This is a genomic window from Mesobacillus sp., from assembly GCF_057785455.1.
The window spans coordinates 59,438-77,353 of record NZ_JBYNSB010000038.1; the positions used below are offsets into that span (position 1 = coordinate 59,438).

The window sequence follows — 17,916 nt, forward strand, 5'->3', positions numbered from 1 at the left end:
ACACAAGATAGAATAATACCAAATTGAAAACAGCTTGTAAAGTGTTTTTTCTTTACACACTGAAATTTCCTTGAATTGCTAATCAAAAAGGATTGAATGGCAAACGGAAACCGCCCTTTTTCTTGCCTTTTTGCTGCATGTTTGTCATTTGCTTCATCATCTTTTTCATATCTTCGAATTGCTTCAGCAGGCGGTTTACCTCCTGGATGGAAGTTCCGCTGCCTTTCGCGATCCGTTTGCGCCTGTTGGCGTTGATGATTTCAGGATGTACCTTTTCATCCTTGGTCATTGACTGGATGATGGCTTCAACATGGGAAATCTGCTTTTCATCAATCTGCAGATTGTTCATGCCTTTGATTTTGTTTGCTCCTGGCATCATTTTCAGGATTTCATCCAATGGCCCCATCTTTCTAACCTGGCCAAGCTGGTCAAGGAAGTCATCCAGTGTGAACGAAGCAGTCCGCATTTTTTTCTCAAGCTCTTTCGCTTTTTCCTCATCAACATTCGCCTGAGCCTTTTCGATAAGTGACAGGACATCACCCATGCCAAGAATACGGGATGCCATCCTTTCCGGATGGAATGCTTCCAGGGCGTCAAGCTTCTCACCAAGACCGACAAACTTGATTGGAGTGTTGGTTACTGCACGAATGGAAAGTGCTGCCCCGCCTCGTGTATCGCCATCAAGCTTTGTAAGGACCACGCCCGTAAGGCCAAGCTGTTCATTGAAGCTCTGCGCTACATTTACAGCATCTTGTCCAGTCATCGCGTCGACTACAAGGAAGATTTCATCTGGCTTGGAGAGCTCTTTAATCTGCTTTAACTCATCCATCAGGTTTTCATCAACATGCAAACGCCCAGCTGTATCGATAAGGACATAATCGTTATGGTCTTCCTTGGCCTTCGCGATTGCCTGTCTTGCAATTTCTACAGGGCTAATCTGATCGCCAAGTGAGAATACTGGCATGCTGAGCTGTTTTCCCAGGGTTTCCAGCTGTTTGATTGCAGCAGGCCGATAGATATCTGCTGCAACCAGCAATGGTTTGCGGTTATATTTCTTTCGAAGAAGATTGGCAAGCTTTCCGGTAGTCGTGGTTTTACCAGCACCTTGAAGCCCGACCATCATGATAACAGTCGGCGGACGGTTGGAAGCAGCGATCTTGCTTTGCTCTCCGCCCATCAGTTCAGTCAGTTCTTCTTTTACAACCTTAATAACCTGCTGGCCTGGAGTCAGGCTTTTAACTACTTCCTGCCCGATAGCCCGTTCAGTGACTTTTTTTACGAAGTCTTTTACAACTTTAAAGTTAACGTCTGCCTCTAGAAGGGCAAGACGGACCTCTCGCATCATTTCTTTTACATCCGCTTCAGTAACCTTGCCTTTTCCGCGGATTTTTTGCATCGTATTTTGCAGTCGGTCGGCCAATCCTTCAAATGCCATTTCGTGCCGCCTCCCTAGTCTAATTTCTCAAGCTCGGCTATCATTTCACTTAAAGCCTGGCTGTCCGCTCCATCTTCAAGCAGCTTTTTCATCTCTGAAATCAGCTTGCTGCGCTTCTGGAATTTTTCAAACAGCAACAGCTTTTCCTCGTACTCCTCAAGCATTGCTTCAGTACGTTTGATGTTGTCGTATACAGCCTGCCGGCTAACATCATATTCCTCAGCAATTTCGCCCAGCGAGTAATCATCGAGATAGTAAAGGGACATATAACTGCTTTGTTTAGGAGTTAATAATGCCTGATAAAAATCGTACAAATAATTCATGCGGTTCGTTTTCTCAAGCATATTGATTCCCCCATGTTAAGTGAAATACCTTTACATAAAAACAGTGTACACAGGATAAAGTTTTCTGTCAAGAAAAGTTCTTTACAGCAAGATGCTGGTAAATAAGGATTATTCCGCCGTTTTCTCTTCGTCGACAAGGTCAGCGAACAATCCGTATACATATCTTTCCGCGTCAAATTCCTGCAGATCATCCATCTTTTCACCAAGACCAACGAATTTAACAGGAATGTTCAGCTCATTGCGGATTGCAAGGACAATTCCGCCCTTTGCCGTACCGTCAAGCTTTGTCAGTACGATTCCGCTGACGTCAGTTGCCTCCTTGAACGTTTTTGCCTGGATCAGGGCATTTTGTCCGGTAGTCGCATCAAGTACAAGCAGGACCTCATGTGGAGCCCCAGGAATTTCCCGCTCGATAACACGCTTAACCTTTTCGAGCTCTTTCATGAGGTTCACCTTATTTTGCAAGCGGCCGGCTGTATCACAAATCAGGATGTCCGCATTTCTTGATTTCGCGGATTGGACGGCGTCATACATGACAGCCGCAGGATCTGATCCTTCAGCCTGCTTGATGACATCGACACCAACACGCTCTCCCCAAACTTCAAGCTGTTCAATAGCTCCTGCACGGAAGGTATCCCCGGCAGCAAGCAGTACTTTCTTGCCTTCACTTTTGAATTTATGAGCCAATTTTCCAATTGTCGTCGTTTTGCCGACACCGTTCACCCCAACAAAAAGGATGACTGTCAGGCCATCTTCCTGGATGTTAAGCTCGAACGATTCTTCGTCAGCGCCACTTTCATAAATTTCAACGAGCTTTTCCGATATGACTGCCTGGACTTCCTTTGTATCCTGGATATTCTTGCGTTTTACTTCCTTCTTTAACTCCTCGACCAATTCCATGACTGTCTCGAAGCCAACGTCTGCCTGGATTAAAATTTCTTCTAGCTCTTCGAAAAATTCTTCATCTACTTTTCGGTAGCGGGAAACTAGGTCATTGACTTTACTTGAGAAGTTATCTCGTGTTTTCGTCAAGCCCTCTTTAAACTTTTCGGTAACAGTTTCAGTCTGTGTAGTAAATTTTTCTTTTAGCTTCTTAAAAAAACTCACGGTTCCATCGCCTTTCTCATTACGATTTTACTAGCTCATTAGAGTCTTCAAGCCGGACAGACACCAGCTTGGAAACACCGGATTCCTGCATGGTAACTCCATAGAGGACATCAGCTTCCTCCATTGTACCCTTACGGTGCGTGATTACAATGAATTGCGTTTCATCACTGTACTTCTTCAGGTATTGAGCGAAACGGTATACATTCGCCTCGTCCAGTGCAGCCTCAACTTCATCCAGGATGCAGAACGGAACCGGTCGCACCTTCAAAATTGAGAACAGCAAGGCAATAGCTGTTAAAGCACGCTCACCGCCGGAAAGCAGGCCAAGGTTTTGCAGCTTCTTGCCTGGTGGCTGTGCGACGATTTCCACCCCGGTATTAAGCAGGTCATCCGGCTGTGTCAGCCTTAAATCCGCCCGGCCGCCGCCGAACAAGGCTTGGAATACAGATTCGAAGTGTGATCGGATTCCGTTAAAAGTCTGTTCGAATCTCTTTTTCATTTCAATATCCATTTCTTCAATTACAAGGAAAAGCGTGTCCTTCGCTTCCTGAAGGTCATTCTTTTGCTCAAGCAAAAATTCATAGCGCTCTGATACACGCTCATACTCTTCAATAGCACCCAGATTGACGGTTCCGAGTTCCTCGATCGCCAGTTTGATCAGCTTGACCTTTCTTCTCGCTTCCTCAGCAGGGATTGTCAGCGGATATTGCTCCTTTGCTGCCTCGTATGACAGAAGATACTCCTCCCGAAGATGTGCAAGCTTATTGTCAAGTTCGACATCCAGCCTGTTTAGCTTGACTTCCTCGTCCTTCAGCACCTCGCTTACACCTTTTAAGATCCGCCGCAATTCCTTGGCCTCAAGCTCCTGGTCTTCCAGCTTGTTTTGCAGTTGAAGCCGCTCATTCCTTCTGGAAGCAATCAGCTTAAGAGTCTCATTTTTATCCTGAAGCTTTTTCTTTGCCGCTTCTTCAAGCTGCGTTTCCCCTGATGAGCTATCGGTCATTTCAGAGGATAGCAGCGATAAGTCTTCCTTGTGGATTTCAAGCTTCCTTATTTGGTCCTCCGCTTGCTGAGCAGCTGAATCCAGCTTTTCCCGTGCATGGGAGAACTGCTCCTTCTTTGCCGCCAAACTTATTTTCGTGTCACTGATTTCAGAAATCAGGCTATCCTTAGAGGTAGAGTTCGAATTTTTGAGTTCCGTCAGCCTTTCGATTTCCTTATCATAGCTTTCAAGATCCGACTGAAATTTACCTAGCATTCCCGTTAGCTCGAGCAATCTGGCTTCAAGTCTCTCTTTGTCCGATTCCAGCTGGTTCTTTTCAGAATCATACACAGAAAGGCGTTCGTTGATATTCTTCTGTTCTAGCTCAACTTCCCGCAAATCACCTTTTAAAGACTGCTCTCTCAAGCGCAATTCTTCACCTTTTTTGCGCAGGTCTTCCAGCCTGATTTCTCCAGCACTCACATCTGCCTTCAATGTCTTAACACGAGCTTCCAGCAAGCTTGTCTTCTCTTCCATTTCGGCAAGCTTCTTGGTCAAATCCTCCAGCTCTCCCTTGCGGCTAAGCAGAGAGGAAGATTTTTGCTTGACGGCACCGCCTGTCATCGATCCTCCCGGATTGACCACATCTCCTTCAAGTGTGACTATCCTGCTGCGGTACTGAAGAATTCTCGCAATCTCGTTTGCTCCCTTTAAATCCTTTGCAACTACTACATTCCCAAGCAAGCTTCTAATCACTTCAGCATATTTTTGATCAAACTGGACCAAATCTGCCGCAGTGCCAATATAGGAAGCATGGCTGGAAAGCATTGCTGATTGGGATCCAGCCAGGCTCTTTCCTCTAATGATGCTCAGCGGCAGGAAGGTTGCCCTGCCAAAGGACTTCTGTTTGAGGTACTGGATGGCAGAGCGGGCATTTTCTTCTGTTTGGACGACGATATGCTGCATCGCTCCGCCAAGCGCTGTCTCAATGGCCGTTTCATATTCTTTCGGTACATTGACAAGCTCTGCGATAGCACCTTCAATGCCCTGCAGTCGGCCGTTCCTGGCTTTTAATATTTCCTTTACACCCTGGAAGAATCCTGAATAGTCCTCTTCCATTTCTTCAAGCATCTCTTTTTTTGATTTCGCCTGCTGTAAGAATTGATAAGCCTGGTACAGGGTCTTTTCCTGTTTTTCATAACTGTTTCTCAGTGTTTCAAGCTTCCGCTGTTCTTCATAATAAAGCTTTGCCTGGTCCTCAAGCTGCTGCTGGGATTCCGCAGCCTTTTGCTCAATTTCCGCTTTCCTCGCATTAATTTCATCTCTGACAGAGACATAGCGATCATTATCACCATCAAGCCTTGTCCCTTTCGCCGTGTGCTGCTGAAGCTGCTGTTCGATGTAGAGCTTCTCATTTTTCGCACTCGCCTGCTGGTTCAGCACCTCAATGTAATCACTCTTGAGCGAATCTATCTTAAGCTCAACATCCTCACTGTAGAGCTTTAGGCGTTCTTGCTTTTCCTGAAGCAGTTTTTGCAGATCCGCTGCCTCCCTGGAAAGCTTCGCGGCTTCTTTTTCGTATTCCGCTTTTTTATTCTCCAGCTGCTGAATAGACGATGTTAGTTCTTCGATGTTTTTTTCAAGCTGGCCTTTATTCTGGGAAGCGTTCTTCTTGCGTTCCTTCAGTACTTCCCTTCTGCCCTCGAGTTTTTCCAGCTCTTCACTGGCATGGAGCAGAACATTTTGCAGGTCACTTACCGACTCATCAAGTGCGGCAACATGATCCCGCATTTTCTCAATTTCCGCTTCCTTTTTTTGCAGGACTGCCATCTGTCTGATTTCGTCTTCCTTATGCTGTTCCAGCTGCTTGGACAGCTGTTCCCAGCGGGCATGCAAATCCTCTATTTCATATGCAGTCAAGGCTACCTCGATTTTTTCCAATTCTTCTTTTTGCTGGAGATAATCCTTTGCAATCGAAGCCTGGATTTTTAATGGCTCAACCTGCCCCTCCAGCTCATGAATAATGTCGGTTACCCTGTTCAGGTTTTCCTGGGTTTCGAACAGTTTGCTTTCTGCTTTCTTTTTACGGGATTTATATTTTAGGACACCAGCCGCTTCCTCAAAAATGGTTCTTCTGTCCTCTGGCTTGCTATTAAGGATTTCCTCTACCCGGCCCTGGCTTATGATGGAGAAAGCTTCCCTGCCGAGTCCGGAATCCATGAATAAATCAATGATATCCTTAAGGCGGCAATTTTGTTTATTAATCATGTATTCGCTATCCCCTGAGCGATAGACACGACGGGTTACACTTACTTCATTGTAGTCCAGCGGCAATGACTGGTCCTCATTGTCCAGAGTCAGCGTAACCTCAGCAAAATTAAGCGGCTTTCGCGAATCGCTGCCTGCAAAGATGATATCTTCCATTTTCGCACCACGAAGCGATTTGGCAGATTGTTCACCTAAAACCCAGCGTATGGAATCCGTAATATTGCTTTTTCCGCTCCCATTTGGCCCGACTACAGCGGTCACACCAGGGACAAATTCTACAGAAATCCTTTCAGCGAAGGATTTAAAGCCGACCACATCTAATCGTTTTAAAAACAATATTGCTCTCCCTTTCCAGTTAAAACTATTCTAAGATGCTATTTATCTGATCAGGCAGCAGTCGTTATTCTTCTTTCTGTGCTAGACCTGATTCTATATGCGATTTAAGCTTTTCCAAGGCCATTTGGGCCGCATGCTGTTCTGCTTCTTTTTTCGAACGGCCCATGCCTGTCCCAAGCTCATTCCCATTCAAAAAGACACGGGACTCAAATTCCCTGCTATGCGCAGGGCCGATTTCCCTCAGAATTCGGTATTCAAGCAATCCTGCGCCGTCACGCTGGACCAATTCCTGAAGCTGGCTCTTAAAATCCATCACATGAGAAAAAGCACCGTCATTTATCTTAGGAAACACAATTTTTTCAAGGAAGTCAGTGACTGTTTCAATCCCTTTATCGAGATACAAAGCACCAATGAATGCTTCAAAAACATCAGCTAACAAAGCAGGCCTTGTCCGGCCGCCTGTCATCTCTTCTCCCTTTCCGAGCAGGACAAGCTGTCCAAAGGAGAGTTCATTGGCAAATGCCACGAGGGAAGGCTCACATACCACCGCTGCGCGGAGCTTTGTCAGTTCTCCTTCGCTCATCATCGGATATTTTTTGAATAAAAATTGTGAAACAGTCAATTCCAAAACAGCGTCTCCTAGAAATTCCAGCCTCTCATTGTCCTCATGAGGCTTCCGGCGATGCTCATTCACATAGGATGAATGTGTGAAGGCTTGTCTGAGCAGCTTTTCACTATCAAATTGAATTCCGATTTTCTCCTGGAATTCCTTGAATTTATTGTCCTTTGCGCGGATATTTCTTTTGTCTCTTTCTCTTCCATTGTTGCGCATGTTGATTCCACCTTGCTCATAATTTACGGCTATTCCTTCAGGAGTTTACCTTTAGAGTAATCAAAGCAATAACCAGTTACAAATATGTTTACCGGCCAAGACCATCTGAGTTACAAATTGTATTAGTATACTGTTTTCAAACTACTAACAGTTTACAAAAAATAATGCCAGTAAAGCAAAAAAACTTTGAATTTGCTTTGTCAAACTTTTGCCAGGCTGGCAATCCTGGTCCTGGCAGTCCATCATCTATACCGCCCTGAACAAGGTGCTTCGTTCTTATTGTCCAGTTCCGACGGACAGGATGACCTATTGCCGGCGTTGCCACAGGACGCGACGAAGTTAGTCACCGTTCCTTTTATAAGACGCTTCCGCTTTTCATAGAAGAAAGCCCCGTTTAAAAAACGGAGCTTCTTGGCAAATCCAACAGTTACACTTGGCTATTTATGTAGTTAACAGCGTCACCAACTGTAGCGATTTTTTCAGCATCATCATCAGAAATTTCCATGTTGAACTCGTCTTCCAATTCCATTACCAATTCAACAACATCAAGGGAATCAGCACCTAGGTCATCTTTGAAAGATGCTTCTAAAGTTACTTGAGATTCTTCTACTCCCAAACGGTCAACAATGATTTTAGTTACACGTTCTAAAACATCTGCCATGCTCGTTCACCTCCCCTCAAGCAATTATAGATGATTTTACTTAAATAATAAATGGCTGTCAGCTTTTTTCACGAACTTTATCCGATTGACAGCCGAAACAGCTTTACATGACCATTCCGCCATCAATGTGGAGAGTCTGGCCAGTGATGTAATTACTGTCATTTGAAGCAAGGAACACTGCTGCACGTGCGATGTCCTTTGGTTCCCCGAAACGAGCAAGTGGAATTTGCTTGAGCATCTCACTCTTGACTTCCTCATTCAGCTTGTCTGTCATGTCAGTTGTAATAAATCCAGGTGCGATGGCATTTACGGTGATTCCTCTCGATGACAATTCCTTTGCTGAAGTCTTGGTGAGTCCAATAACCCCTGATTTAGCAGCTACATAATTTGCCTGACCCGGATTTCCGCTGACACCTACAATAGAAGAAATATTGATAATTCTTCCGCTGCGCTGTTTCATCATCTGTCTTGTTACTGCTTTGGTGCAGAGGAACACACCCTTCAGGTTAATGTTTATAACATCATCCCACTCGGATTCTTTCATTCTCATTAATAGATTGTCTTTTGTTATACCCGCATTATTGACAAGTATGTCCAGCTTGCCGAATTGTTCGATCGTTTGCTTTACCATCTCGTTGACCGATTCGGAGTTTGAGACATCTGCCTGTATGGCGATCGCTTCAGTTCCCATCGACTTGATCTCATCAACCAGCTCGAGTGCTTTCGCTTCGCTCCCTGCATAGTTCACGGCTACAGATGCACCTTCCCTTGCAAGCTCCAGAGCTATTTCACGCCCGATGCCCCGCGATGCTCCCGTTACCAGTGCTACTTTGCCTTCAAGTTTCATTTTGTCTCCCCCTTTAATGCAGCGATTGCTGCTTCACATGTTTCTGCATCATAGATAGCAAAAGTCTTTGCGGAGCGGTCAACTTTCTTGACCAGGCCTGAAAGAACCTTTCCAGGACCAATTTCGATAAAAGTATCAACACCCAGCTCAAGCATCTTACCAACTGTGTCCTCCCAAAGAACAGGAGAATATAGCTGTTCAATCAATCTTTTCTTGATTTCATCAGCTTCTGTCATCGGCTCTGCTGTAACATTGCCAATAACGGGGATCTCCGCATTTTTAAGGGAAATACCGTCAAGAACGGCCTGAAATCTCTCAGCAGCTGGCTTCATTAAAGATGAGTGGAAGGGTCCACTCACATCAAGTGGTATGACACGCTTTGCCCCGGCTTCTTTCGCTTTTATTGAAGCCTCCTCAACCCCCTGCTTTGAGCCTGAAATCACGATTTGTCCCGGACAGTTCAAATTGGCAAGCTGAACAGGATTCCCACCTGCTGTTACCGTCTCCGTCACGTCCATTAATTTATCCCGGTCCATGCCAAGAACAGCAGCCATCGTGCCCTCTCCATTAGGAACAGCTTCTTCCATATACTCTCCGCGCTTTCGGACAGCGTAAACTCCATCTTCAAATGTAAGCGCTCCGGAAGCAACTAGAGCAGAATATTCACCAAGACTGTGGCCAGCGGTGTAATCCGGCTTGATGCCAAATTGATTAAAATAGTTCAAGATCGCAATGCTTGTAGTAAGCAATGCAGGCTGAGCATTTGTTGTCAATGTCAGTTTTTCCTGCGGGCCTTCAAAAATCAGAGAGCTTAAACTTTCACCGAGCACCTCATCTGCTTTTTTAAATGTTTCAGAAACTGACTGATGATTTAAGGCAAGTGCTTGTCCCATTCCTACTGTCTGTGACCCCTGACCCGGAAACAAAAATGCGATTTTTCCCATGAAAGACTCCCCTTTACTGCAACTAGTTTTTTACGCCTTCTCTCTTTTCAATTGCGGCTTTGATTGTGCCTGACACATCTTTTTCGACCATTTCCCTTGCCTGGCGGATTGAATTGTATACCGCATTCGCATCAGATGATCCATGCGCTTTTATTACTGGAGCCTTCAGCCCGAACAAGCCGGCACCGCCATACTCCGTGTAATCCATTTTATTTTTCAGGACAGCCAGGTCAGGCTTCAGCACTGCGGCTGCCAGCTTGCTTTTTAAGCTTGAGGTTAACGCGGTTTTTAACATTTTGAATACAGACATGGCCGTACCTTCAATTGTCTTTAAGACCATATTGCCGGTAAAGCCATCAGCTACGACGACATCCGCAGCACCGTCGAGCAGGTCCCTGGATTCGACATTGCCGATAAAATTAATATCTGCATCCTTCAGCAATTCAAATGTATTACGGACAAGCTCGTTCCCCTTCTTTTCCTCGGTTCCGATATTGAGCAGGCCTACACGTGGGTTTGCAATCCCTCTTGCCTTCTCGCTATAGATGGAGCCCATGATCGCATATTGGACAAGATGCTCCGGCTTTGCATCAGCATTCGCTCCCACATCAAGAAGCAGGAATCCCTCTCCGCCAACGGTCGGCAGTGTCGGTGCAAGTGCCGGCCTTTCAATTCCTTCGATCCTGCCGACAACGAACAATCCTGCTGCCATCAAAGCACCTGTATTACCTGCTGAAATGCAAGCATCAGCATGACCCTCTGCCACCTGCTGTGCAGCCAGTACCATAGAAGCGGTTTTCTTCCTGCGGACAGCCCTTACAGGCTCATCTGTACCAAGGATGACTTCCTCCGTATGAAGAATTTCAATACGCTCTTCATTCGTAAGATGCTCCCTTATTTTCTTTTCATCGCCTACAAGCAGGATATGTATATCATTGTAATTTTCAATTGCTTTCATTGCTCCGAGCACGATTTCCTTAGGGGCGTTGTCTCCGCCCATCGCATCTACTGCAAGCCTCATTGTTTTCATCCCTTACTTTTCATTTTTAGAGCGGTACATTTCAAATTCGCCCTTAAATACCAGTTCACCATTGACATAGCTCTGGACCTCTACAAGAGTCCTGCCATTGTCACTGTCAATATTGGCCACCCTCGCCTTGGCAATTACTCTTTCTCCCTCTTTTACCGATCTGGTAAACTGGATATTCGCTTTGGCAGTTAAAGCAAGCTCATCATTTATTACTGCCACAGCCAATGAGTTTGCCTGAGCGAAAAGATGATGCCCCCTGGCAATTTTATTTCGCTTAAAAACATGTTCCCTTTTTATATCAAGAATTGAAATTGCATTATTATCAAGCTCTATATCAATGATTTCACCAATGACCTCTTCAAGCGGAAGTGAACGGACCTCATCTTCAAAACGTTTTTCGGCCACGTTTTTTATCCTTTCCCTGAGTTCCGGGATGGATAATTCAAGACGGTCCAGCCTGATTGTCTGGATGCTGACTGAAAATTTCTCCGCCAATTCTTCATCTGTGATAAATGGATTTTCTTTTATCGTTTCAGTCAACAACGACTGCCGTTCCTTTTTGTTTCGTTTCATTAATTCATACACCGCCCGAGCTATTAAGACTAGGTACTAATAGTAGTATATATACATTAAATAGAGATTGCAAGGAAAAATATGAAGCTAAAGGAAGCGTAAACCTTGAAGCTTGACTTGAAAAACCTTTGCTAAAGGCGCTGCTGCAGCCAACACCCCTGACAGATAACACTGATGACTGACGGAATGAATCTCTTCGCATAAGAGCTGCTTTTGAAGAATCTTTCACTGGCTGAGACTATTCGCTAGGGGCCAGTCAGACTTGATTTTCTTTCTGATTTGCCGGGCAACCTATTTTGATAATTCAACCGGGATTTCTCTTCCTGAATTGTTCCAACCTTCTTAGAACAATTCGACTGTTAATATTACTTCTGGATTGTTCCAATGCACCAAGAATTTTGTCTGTATTACCGAGAGCCTCATCGCGATCGATCAGCTAAAAAAATCCGCCAAACGAATTACCGAAATAGAAAAAGCAGATTAATACGAATCTGCTTTCCTCAAAACTATGATTCTGCCAAAAGTACTGACAGCTAATCGAGTTTTTCATTGGCCAGTGCCCCGGTTTCTTCAAGAAATTCGCGCAGCGGCTTATATTTTTCCGCCTGCCAGAAAGCAGCGGATTGAACCAGCAATGAAGCATCGTTCCTAGCTGTCTCGAGAGCACGGTAATCATGGACCATATCTGCAACTTTAAATTCTGGTAATCCACTCTGCTTTTTACCAAAGAAGTCCCCTGGTCCGCGCAGCTCCAAATCCTTTTCACTTACGACAAACCCATCATTCGTTTCGGACATGATTTTCATCCGCTCTTTCCCTACTTCACTTTTTGGATCTGCGAGCAGGATGCAATAGGATTGATCGCTTCCCCTGCCGACTCGCCCTCTCAGCTGATGCAGCTGCGCAAGACCAAACCTTTCCGCATCATAAATCACCATGACGGTCGCATTAGGGACATTGACACCGACTTCTACTACTGTAGTGGAAACAAGTACTTGCACCTCATTTTCACTGAATGCCTTCATTACTTGATCCTTTTCCTCAGAATGGAGGCGGCCGTGCATCAATCCTACTTTATAGCGGTTTTGAAAATATACACTCAGAGTACTGTGGACATCAATTGCATTCTGAACATCAAGCTTATCCGATTCCTCGATCAGCGGACAGATTACATATGCCTGTCTTCCCTTGGCAAGCTCTTTTTCCATAAAAGCAAGAACCCTGTCAAGCATCTCGTGCTTTGCCCAATAGGTTTCGATGATTTTCCTGCCGGCTGGCATTTCGTCGATGACTGAAACATCCATTTCTCCGAATACAGTAATCGCGAGTGTTCGGGGAATTGGGGTTGCAGTCATAAAGAGGACATCAGGATTTTCTCCTTTTTCTCTCAATACTCGCCTTTGCTCTACACCAAAACGGTGCTGCTCATCGGTTATGACCAGTCCAAGGTTATTGAAATCGACTTCATCCTGAATCAAGGCGTGAGTACCAATCAAGACATGGATTTCCCCCTGTTTGAGCAGCTCAAGGATTTCCCTGCGCCTCTTTCCTTTTACAGAGCTTGTCAAAAGAGCTGTTTTCAATCCGAAAGGCTCCAGAAGCTGGGTCAAGGATTGCGAATGCTGTTCTGCCAGGATTTCAGTCGGCACCATCAGGGCTCCCTGATAGCCTCCAGTTTTAGCTGCATATAGTGCAATGGCTGCTACTACCGTTTTTCCTGAACCTACGTCCCCCTGGAGAAGCCTGTTCATCCGGTATGGCGACTTCATATCTCCAAGAATTTCATTTACTACTCGTTTTTGCGCTCCAGTTAACGGAAATGGCAATCCGTTGATAAATTCCATAAGCTCGTCCAACTGATATGCTAAAGCAATCCCCGGAGTCTGTTCACGCTCGATTTTTCTTAATGCCTGCATCTTAAGCTGGAATAGAAGGAACTCTTCATAGACAAATCTTCTTCTTGCCTGCTTCATTTCATCTGCACCTGCAGGAAAGTGCATGATCCTTAGCGCTTCCCGGCGGCTGAGCAATTTATACTTTTGAAGCAGTTCTGCTGGCAGGATCTCTGCTATTTCATGCCCATATTGTGAAAAGGCAAGCTTAATCAATCTCCTGATTGTTTTAACTGTCATTTTCCCTTTCACAGCATAAACGGGTTCAAAATCCTGGGCTTTCGCATGCTCACCGAGCGACATTTCACTCGCTGTGATCGTTTGCCGATGCTGATCCCACTTTCCGGTTACTGTTATCGTTTCATTCACCCTGATTTTCTGCTTTAAATACGGCTGATTAAAAAAGGTTGCTATAATAAGATAACGTCCTACAAGAAGTCTCACAGTAAGACGGTTCTTCCTTCGTCCATAATAGACAAGAGAAGGCTCACTGTGAACCTTCCCTTCAACCGTCACTTTTTCGTCATGCTTGACCTCCGCAAGATCCTTGAGGCGATAATCTTCATAACGGTAAGGAAAATACTCAAGCAAATCACTGACAGACCTGATATTCATATCAGAAAGTGTCAATGCCATTTCCTCACCGATTCCTTTTACTGCGGTAACTGGTTGTTTAAGAATATCATTCACGTTTATCAAGCGGAATTCCGAAAATCCTGGCTTCCAGCTCCCTGCCAGTCGGTGTTGCCGCTAACCCTCCCTGCGCTGTTTCTCTAAGTGCGGACGGCATTGATTGGCCAATTTTATACATAGCGTCAATGACCTCATCGCAAGGAATTCTGCTCGTGATTCCCGCGAGAGCCATATCTGCCGCCACCATGGCATTAGCTGCCCCCATCGCATTCCGTTTCACACATGGTACTTCTACAAGGCCCGCGACTGGATCACAAACCAGACCGAGCATGTTTTTGAGAGTGATGGCCATTGCCTCAGCACACTGCTCGGGCGTTCCACCAGCCATTTCGACGATGGCTGCTGCCGCCATTCCTGAGGCAGAGCCAACTTCTGCCTGGCACCCTCCTGCAGCCCCTGAAATAGACGCATTATTGGCTACAACGAACCCAAAGGCTCCTGCGGTAAACAGGAAGGAAATCATTTGTTCACGTGTAGGATTCAGCTTGTTTTTTACTGCAAACAATGTTCCCGGGACAACCCCGGCAGAACCAGCTGTCGGAGTAGCACAAATTGTCCCCATAGCTGCATTGACCTCATTCGTAGCCACCGCTTTGCTTACAGCATCCAAAATAGTCTTACTTGACAGAAAATTCCCTTTTTCAATATAACGCTGAAGGAGAACAGCATCTCCGCCAGTCAGTCCTGAATGGGATTTAACGCCCTTTAATCCTTTTTCAACTGCCTGTTCCATTACAGCCAGGTTCCGGTCCATCATGGAAACAATCTCATCGCGGGTCCGTCCAGTAACTTCAGCTTCTTGTTCGATCATCAACTCGGAAATTTTCATTTTCCTGCTGGTTGCTAGTTCAACCAATTCTGCTATGTTACGAAACATTTGGCTATTCCCCCATTCTGCAAATCAGTCAGCAATTTTTGTGACCTGCAAAACATTTGGCAGCTTTTCAAGCTGCTTAATGACATGGTCTTCGATATTTTGATCGACCTCAATTGTCATCAGCGCCAGCTTACCTTTTTCCTTCCGCGAAACTTCCATATGCCCTATATTGATTTGTTCCTTGGCCAACACATCTGATACAGCAGCAATTGCTCCATGCCGGTCATTATGGACAACAAGGATTGCAGGATGATGCCCGGACAGCTTCAGAAGAAATCCATTCAACTCGGTTATTTCGATTTTCCCGCCGCCAATCGAGATCCCTGCGAGTTCAAGCTCACCCTGATCATCGCCGATTCGTATCCTTGCTGTATTTGGATGATCGGTAATGGCGTCCTCCTCAATGAACTCGACTTTCATGCCTGCCTTTTTGGCAATCTCAATAGCATCAATGATCCGTTCATCAAAAGTGTCAAAGTCCAGGATTCCGCCGATAATTGCAACATCTGTTCCATGACCTTTATATGTCTTGGCAAAGGAACCATAAAATGAAACAGATGCCCACTTTGGTTCTCTGCCGAACAAGCTTCTTGCCACTCTGCCTATCCTTGCAGCTCCTGCTGTATGGGAGCTTGACGGCCCGATCATGACCGGTCCGATGATGTCGAAAACACTTTTATATTTCATCCCACCCACCTCTTTTCAAAAGGCTGTCTCCATGCAATTTGCTTAAACACAGGCTATAACCCTTGATACTAAGAAAGCAGAACGTGTACAGCTTACATTGCTTTGTTCGTGAAAAGAAAAGTGTCATTAAAAAACCTTCAGAAATAGCGAAATAGAAGGAGTACTCCCCTTCTATTCCTTAGTACCATATTATATTTATATTTGTCCAGCGGGAGTTCAATCCCTCAATATTAAAACTTTTACCGTGACTGGACATTATTCAAGCTCAGCTATTCCCAAGCGAATTTAAAAGCTTATTCAATCGCGAAGATGAAGGCATATAAAGGCTGTTCTCCATTGTGGACTTCAACCTCCACATCCTTAAATTCGTTCTCTACAAAGTCAACGATTGAGTCTACATCCTCTTCTGATGCGTCTTCACCTTTCAGGATGGTCAGGATTTCGGAATCCTCATCCAGCATCTGGCTTAACAGATCCTTGGCAGCCTGCACTTTATCTTTATCTTTCAAGACGATTTTGCCATCAGCAATCCCCATGAAATCTCCTGTTGAGATTTCAAGGCCATCGATGCTTGTATCCCTGACCGCATAAGTCAATTGACCAGTCTTAACATGCTGCATTGCTTCTGTCATCACTTCTTTATTCGCAGTGCTTTCTGCAGAAGGGTTAAATGAAAGCAGTGCCGTCATTCCCTGAGGGACAGTCTTGGATGGAATAACCACTACTTCCTCCTCAGACACCTCAGCAGCCTGTTCAGCAGCCATTATGATATTTTTATTATTCGGAAGGATAATGACTTTGCGTGCATTTACTTCCTTGATTGCTTTGACAATATCCTCTGTGCTAGGATTCATCGTTTGTCCGCCTTCAATCACTACATTTGCACCGATGCTGCGGAATAGCTCAGCAATGCCGGAACCCATTGATACAGCTACAATTCCGTACTCCTGCTTTACCTTTTTAGGCTGGTTTGCCTCTGTGCGCAGTGGCGTTGTCGGTTCGCCAACAATATTTGAGTGCTGCTGGCGCATGTTTTCGATCTTCATGTTGATGAGGTTTCCATATTTTTGCCCATATGTCAAAACTTCACCAGGCTGTTCCGAGTGGATATGTACTTTAACAACCTCGTCATCAGAGATGACCAGCAATGAATCTCCATACGCACTCAAATCCTGACGGAACTTTTCTTCAGAGAAGGTATCCTTCCCCTCGAGCCTGACCATGAATTCTGTACAATAGCCAAATTCAATATCCTCAGTATTCATATGGCTTTGAACGCTCTTATGGTGCTCAGCGCTAACAAGCTCATTCATATTCGGCATGGCAGATGGAGAATCCGGAAGCTGTTCCCCCTTCAAGACTGCAAGGAAGCCTTCATATACGAATACGAGACCCTGGCCGCCACTATCGACAACCCCTACTTCCTTTAATACCGGAAGCAAGTCTGGAGTCCGGTTAAGTGAGGCCTTAGCCTCCTTAAGTAATTCTTCCATCAGTCCCTCAAGGCTTTCGTGTTTATTGGCAACAGAAACAGCATGCCTTGCAGCATCCTTCGCTACCGTAAGGATCGTGCCTTCCACTGGCTTCATTACTGCTTTATAGGCAGTTTCCACACCTGCCTGGAGCGCAGCAGCGAATTCCACAGGATTGACGGCTGCCTTTTGTTCAATAGCCTTTGCAAACCCACGGAACAATTGGGAAAGGATAACACCCGAGTTTCCCCTCGCTCCCATCAGCAAACCTTTTGCAAGGGCAGCCCCTACTTTGCCGATATGTTCCTGTACATTGTTTTTTACTTCCTTCGCTCCGGAAGTCATTGACAAATTCATATTTGTTCCTGTGTCACCATCAGGAACAGGGAAGACGTTCAACGCGTCGACATATTGGGCGTTCGCAGCTAAATGATTGGCACCCTGGATCACCATCTCCGCAAAACGTTTTCCGTCTAGAACTTTAATAGACACAAATCTTTCCTCCTCACTACGGGTTCGTTACACGAACTCCCTGAACGTAAATATTGACCGAGTCAACAGCGAGCCCGACTGTTTTATCAAGGGTATATTTCACCTTTGACTGGACATTGTGGGCAACCTCGGAAATTTTCGTTCCATAGCTCACAATAATATACATATCGATATGTACTTCTTCATTTTCCTGGCGAACGATGACTCCGCGAGTGAAATTCTCCCTGCGCAGAATATCTGTTAATCCGTCTCTGATCTGATTCTTTGAAGCCATCCCGACAATCCCGTAACAATCAACTGCTGCACCGCCCGCAATCGTTGCAATGACATCATTTGATATATCAATTTGTCCGTACTTCGTTTTTAGCTCGATGGACATGTCTCGTTCCCCCTTTGGAAAAATAGCTATATGCTACAGTTATTTTACTATAAGCCAGTCAATTT

15 protein-coding genes are annotated in these 17,916 nt (G+C 45.2%); all 15 read right to left on the bottom strand.

Annotated elements, in window-relative coordinates; translation table 11 throughout:
• Window positions 1-82 precede the first annotated feature (82 nt).
• Entirely contained in the window at window positions 83-1,435 is a 1,353-nt protein-coding gene (gene ffh, locus AC3EBE_RS15490) for a signal recognition particle protein (protein WP_488595942.1), read from the bottom strand.
• A 14-nt stretch (window positions 1,436-1,449) separates the two neighbouring features.
• Window positions 1,450-1,779: a putative DNA-binding protein gene (locus AC3EBE_RS15495; protein ID WP_488595943.1), complete on the bottom strand. Its 330-nt coding sequence runs from the start codon at window positions 1,777-1,779 to the stop codon at window positions 1,450-1,452.
• Between the two features lie 108 nt (window positions 1,780-1,887).
• Window positions 1,888-2,886, bottom strand: coding sequence for a signal recognition particle-docking protein FtsY (gene ftsY, locus AC3EBE_RS15500; RefSeq protein WP_488595944.1), 999 nt, complete (start codon window positions 2,884-2,886; stop codon window positions 1,888-1,890).
• A gap of 19 nt (window positions 2,887-2,905) precedes the next feature.
• Window positions 2,906-6,472, bottom strand: a complete 3,567-nt coding sequence (smc, locus tag AC3EBE_RS15505; RefSeq protein ID WP_488595945.1) for a chromosome segregation protein SMC — start codon at window positions 6,470-6,472, stop codon at window positions 2,906-2,908.
• 64 nt (window positions 6,473-6,536) lie between these two features.
• The gene (gene rnc / locus AC3EBE_RS15510; protein WP_488595946.1) at window positions 6,537-7,304 is read right to left on the bottom strand and encodes a ribonuclease III; all 768 of its coding nucleotides are present in this window, start codon (window positions 7,302-7,304) and stop codon (window positions 6,537-6,539) included.
• 427 nt (window positions 7,305-7,731) lie between these two features.
• The gene (locus tag AC3EBE_RS15515) at window positions 7,732-7,965 is read right to left on the bottom strand and encodes an acyl carrier protein (RefSeq protein ID WP_488595947.1); all 234 of its coding nucleotides are present in this window, start codon (window positions 7,963-7,965) and stop codon (window positions 7,732-7,734) included.
• Window positions 7,966-8,068: 103 nt separating this feature from the next.
• A complete protein-coding gene (fabG, locus tag AC3EBE_RS15520; protein ID WP_488595948.1) occupies window positions 8,069-8,812 on the bottom strand; it encodes a 3-oxoacyl-[acyl-carrier-protein] reductase in 744 nt (247 codons plus the stop codon).
• Window positions 8,809-9,756, bottom strand: coding sequence for an ACP S-malonyltransferase (fabD, locus tag AC3EBE_RS15525; protein ID WP_488595949.1), 948 nt, complete (start codon window positions 9,754-9,756; stop codon window positions 8,809-8,811). Before fabD ends, fabG begins: the two co-directional genes overlap by 4 nt.
• Window positions 9,757-9,778: 22 nt before the next feature.
• The gene (plsX, locus tag AC3EBE_RS15530; RefSeq protein ID WP_488595950.1) at window positions 9,779-10,777 is read right to left on the bottom strand and encodes a phosphate acyltransferase PlsX; all 999 of its coding nucleotides are present in this window, start codon (window positions 10,775-10,777) and stop codon (window positions 9,779-9,781) included.
• Window positions 10,778-10,789: 12 nt separating this feature from the next.
• Window positions 10,790-11,359 (bottom strand): transcription factor FapR, encoded by a 570-nt coding sequence (fapR, locus tag AC3EBE_RS15535; RefSeq protein ID WP_488595951.1) that lies wholly within the window; start codon window positions 11,357-11,359, stop codon window positions 10,790-10,792.
• Between the two features lie 533 nt (window positions 11,360-11,892).
• A complete protein-coding gene (gene recG, locus AC3EBE_RS15540) occupies window positions 11,893-13,941 on the bottom strand; it encodes an ATP-dependent DNA helicase RecG (protein ID WP_488596043.1) in 2,049 nt (682 codons plus the stop codon).
• Entirely contained in the window at window positions 13,934-14,821 is an 888-nt protein-coding gene (gene sdaAA / locus AC3EBE_RS15545; protein ID WP_488595952.1) for an L-serine ammonia-lyase, iron-sulfur-dependent, subunit alpha, read from the bottom strand. Before sdaAA ends, recG begins: the two co-directional genes overlap by 8 nt.
• A gap of 24 nt (window positions 14,822-14,845) precedes the next feature.
• Entirely contained in the window at window positions 14,846-15,508 is a 663-nt protein-coding gene (gene sdaAB, locus AC3EBE_RS15550) for an L-serine ammonia-lyase, iron-sulfur-dependent subunit beta (protein ID WP_488595953.1), read from the bottom strand.
• Window positions 15,509-15,801: 293 nt separating this feature from the next.
• Window positions 15,802-17,472 (bottom strand): DAK2 domain-containing protein, encoded by a 1,671-nt coding sequence (locus AC3EBE_RS15555; protein WP_488595954.1) that lies wholly within the window; start codon window positions 17,470-17,472, stop codon window positions 15,802-15,804.
• 16 nt (window positions 17,473-17,488) lie between these two features.
• Complete coding sequence (locus AC3EBE_RS15560; RefSeq protein ID WP_488595955.1) at window positions 17,489-17,851, bottom strand: Asp23/Gls24 family envelope stress response protein; 363 nt, start codon at window positions 17,849-17,851, stop codon at window positions 17,489-17,491.
• Between the last annotated feature and the right edge of the window lie 65 nt (window positions 17,852-17,916).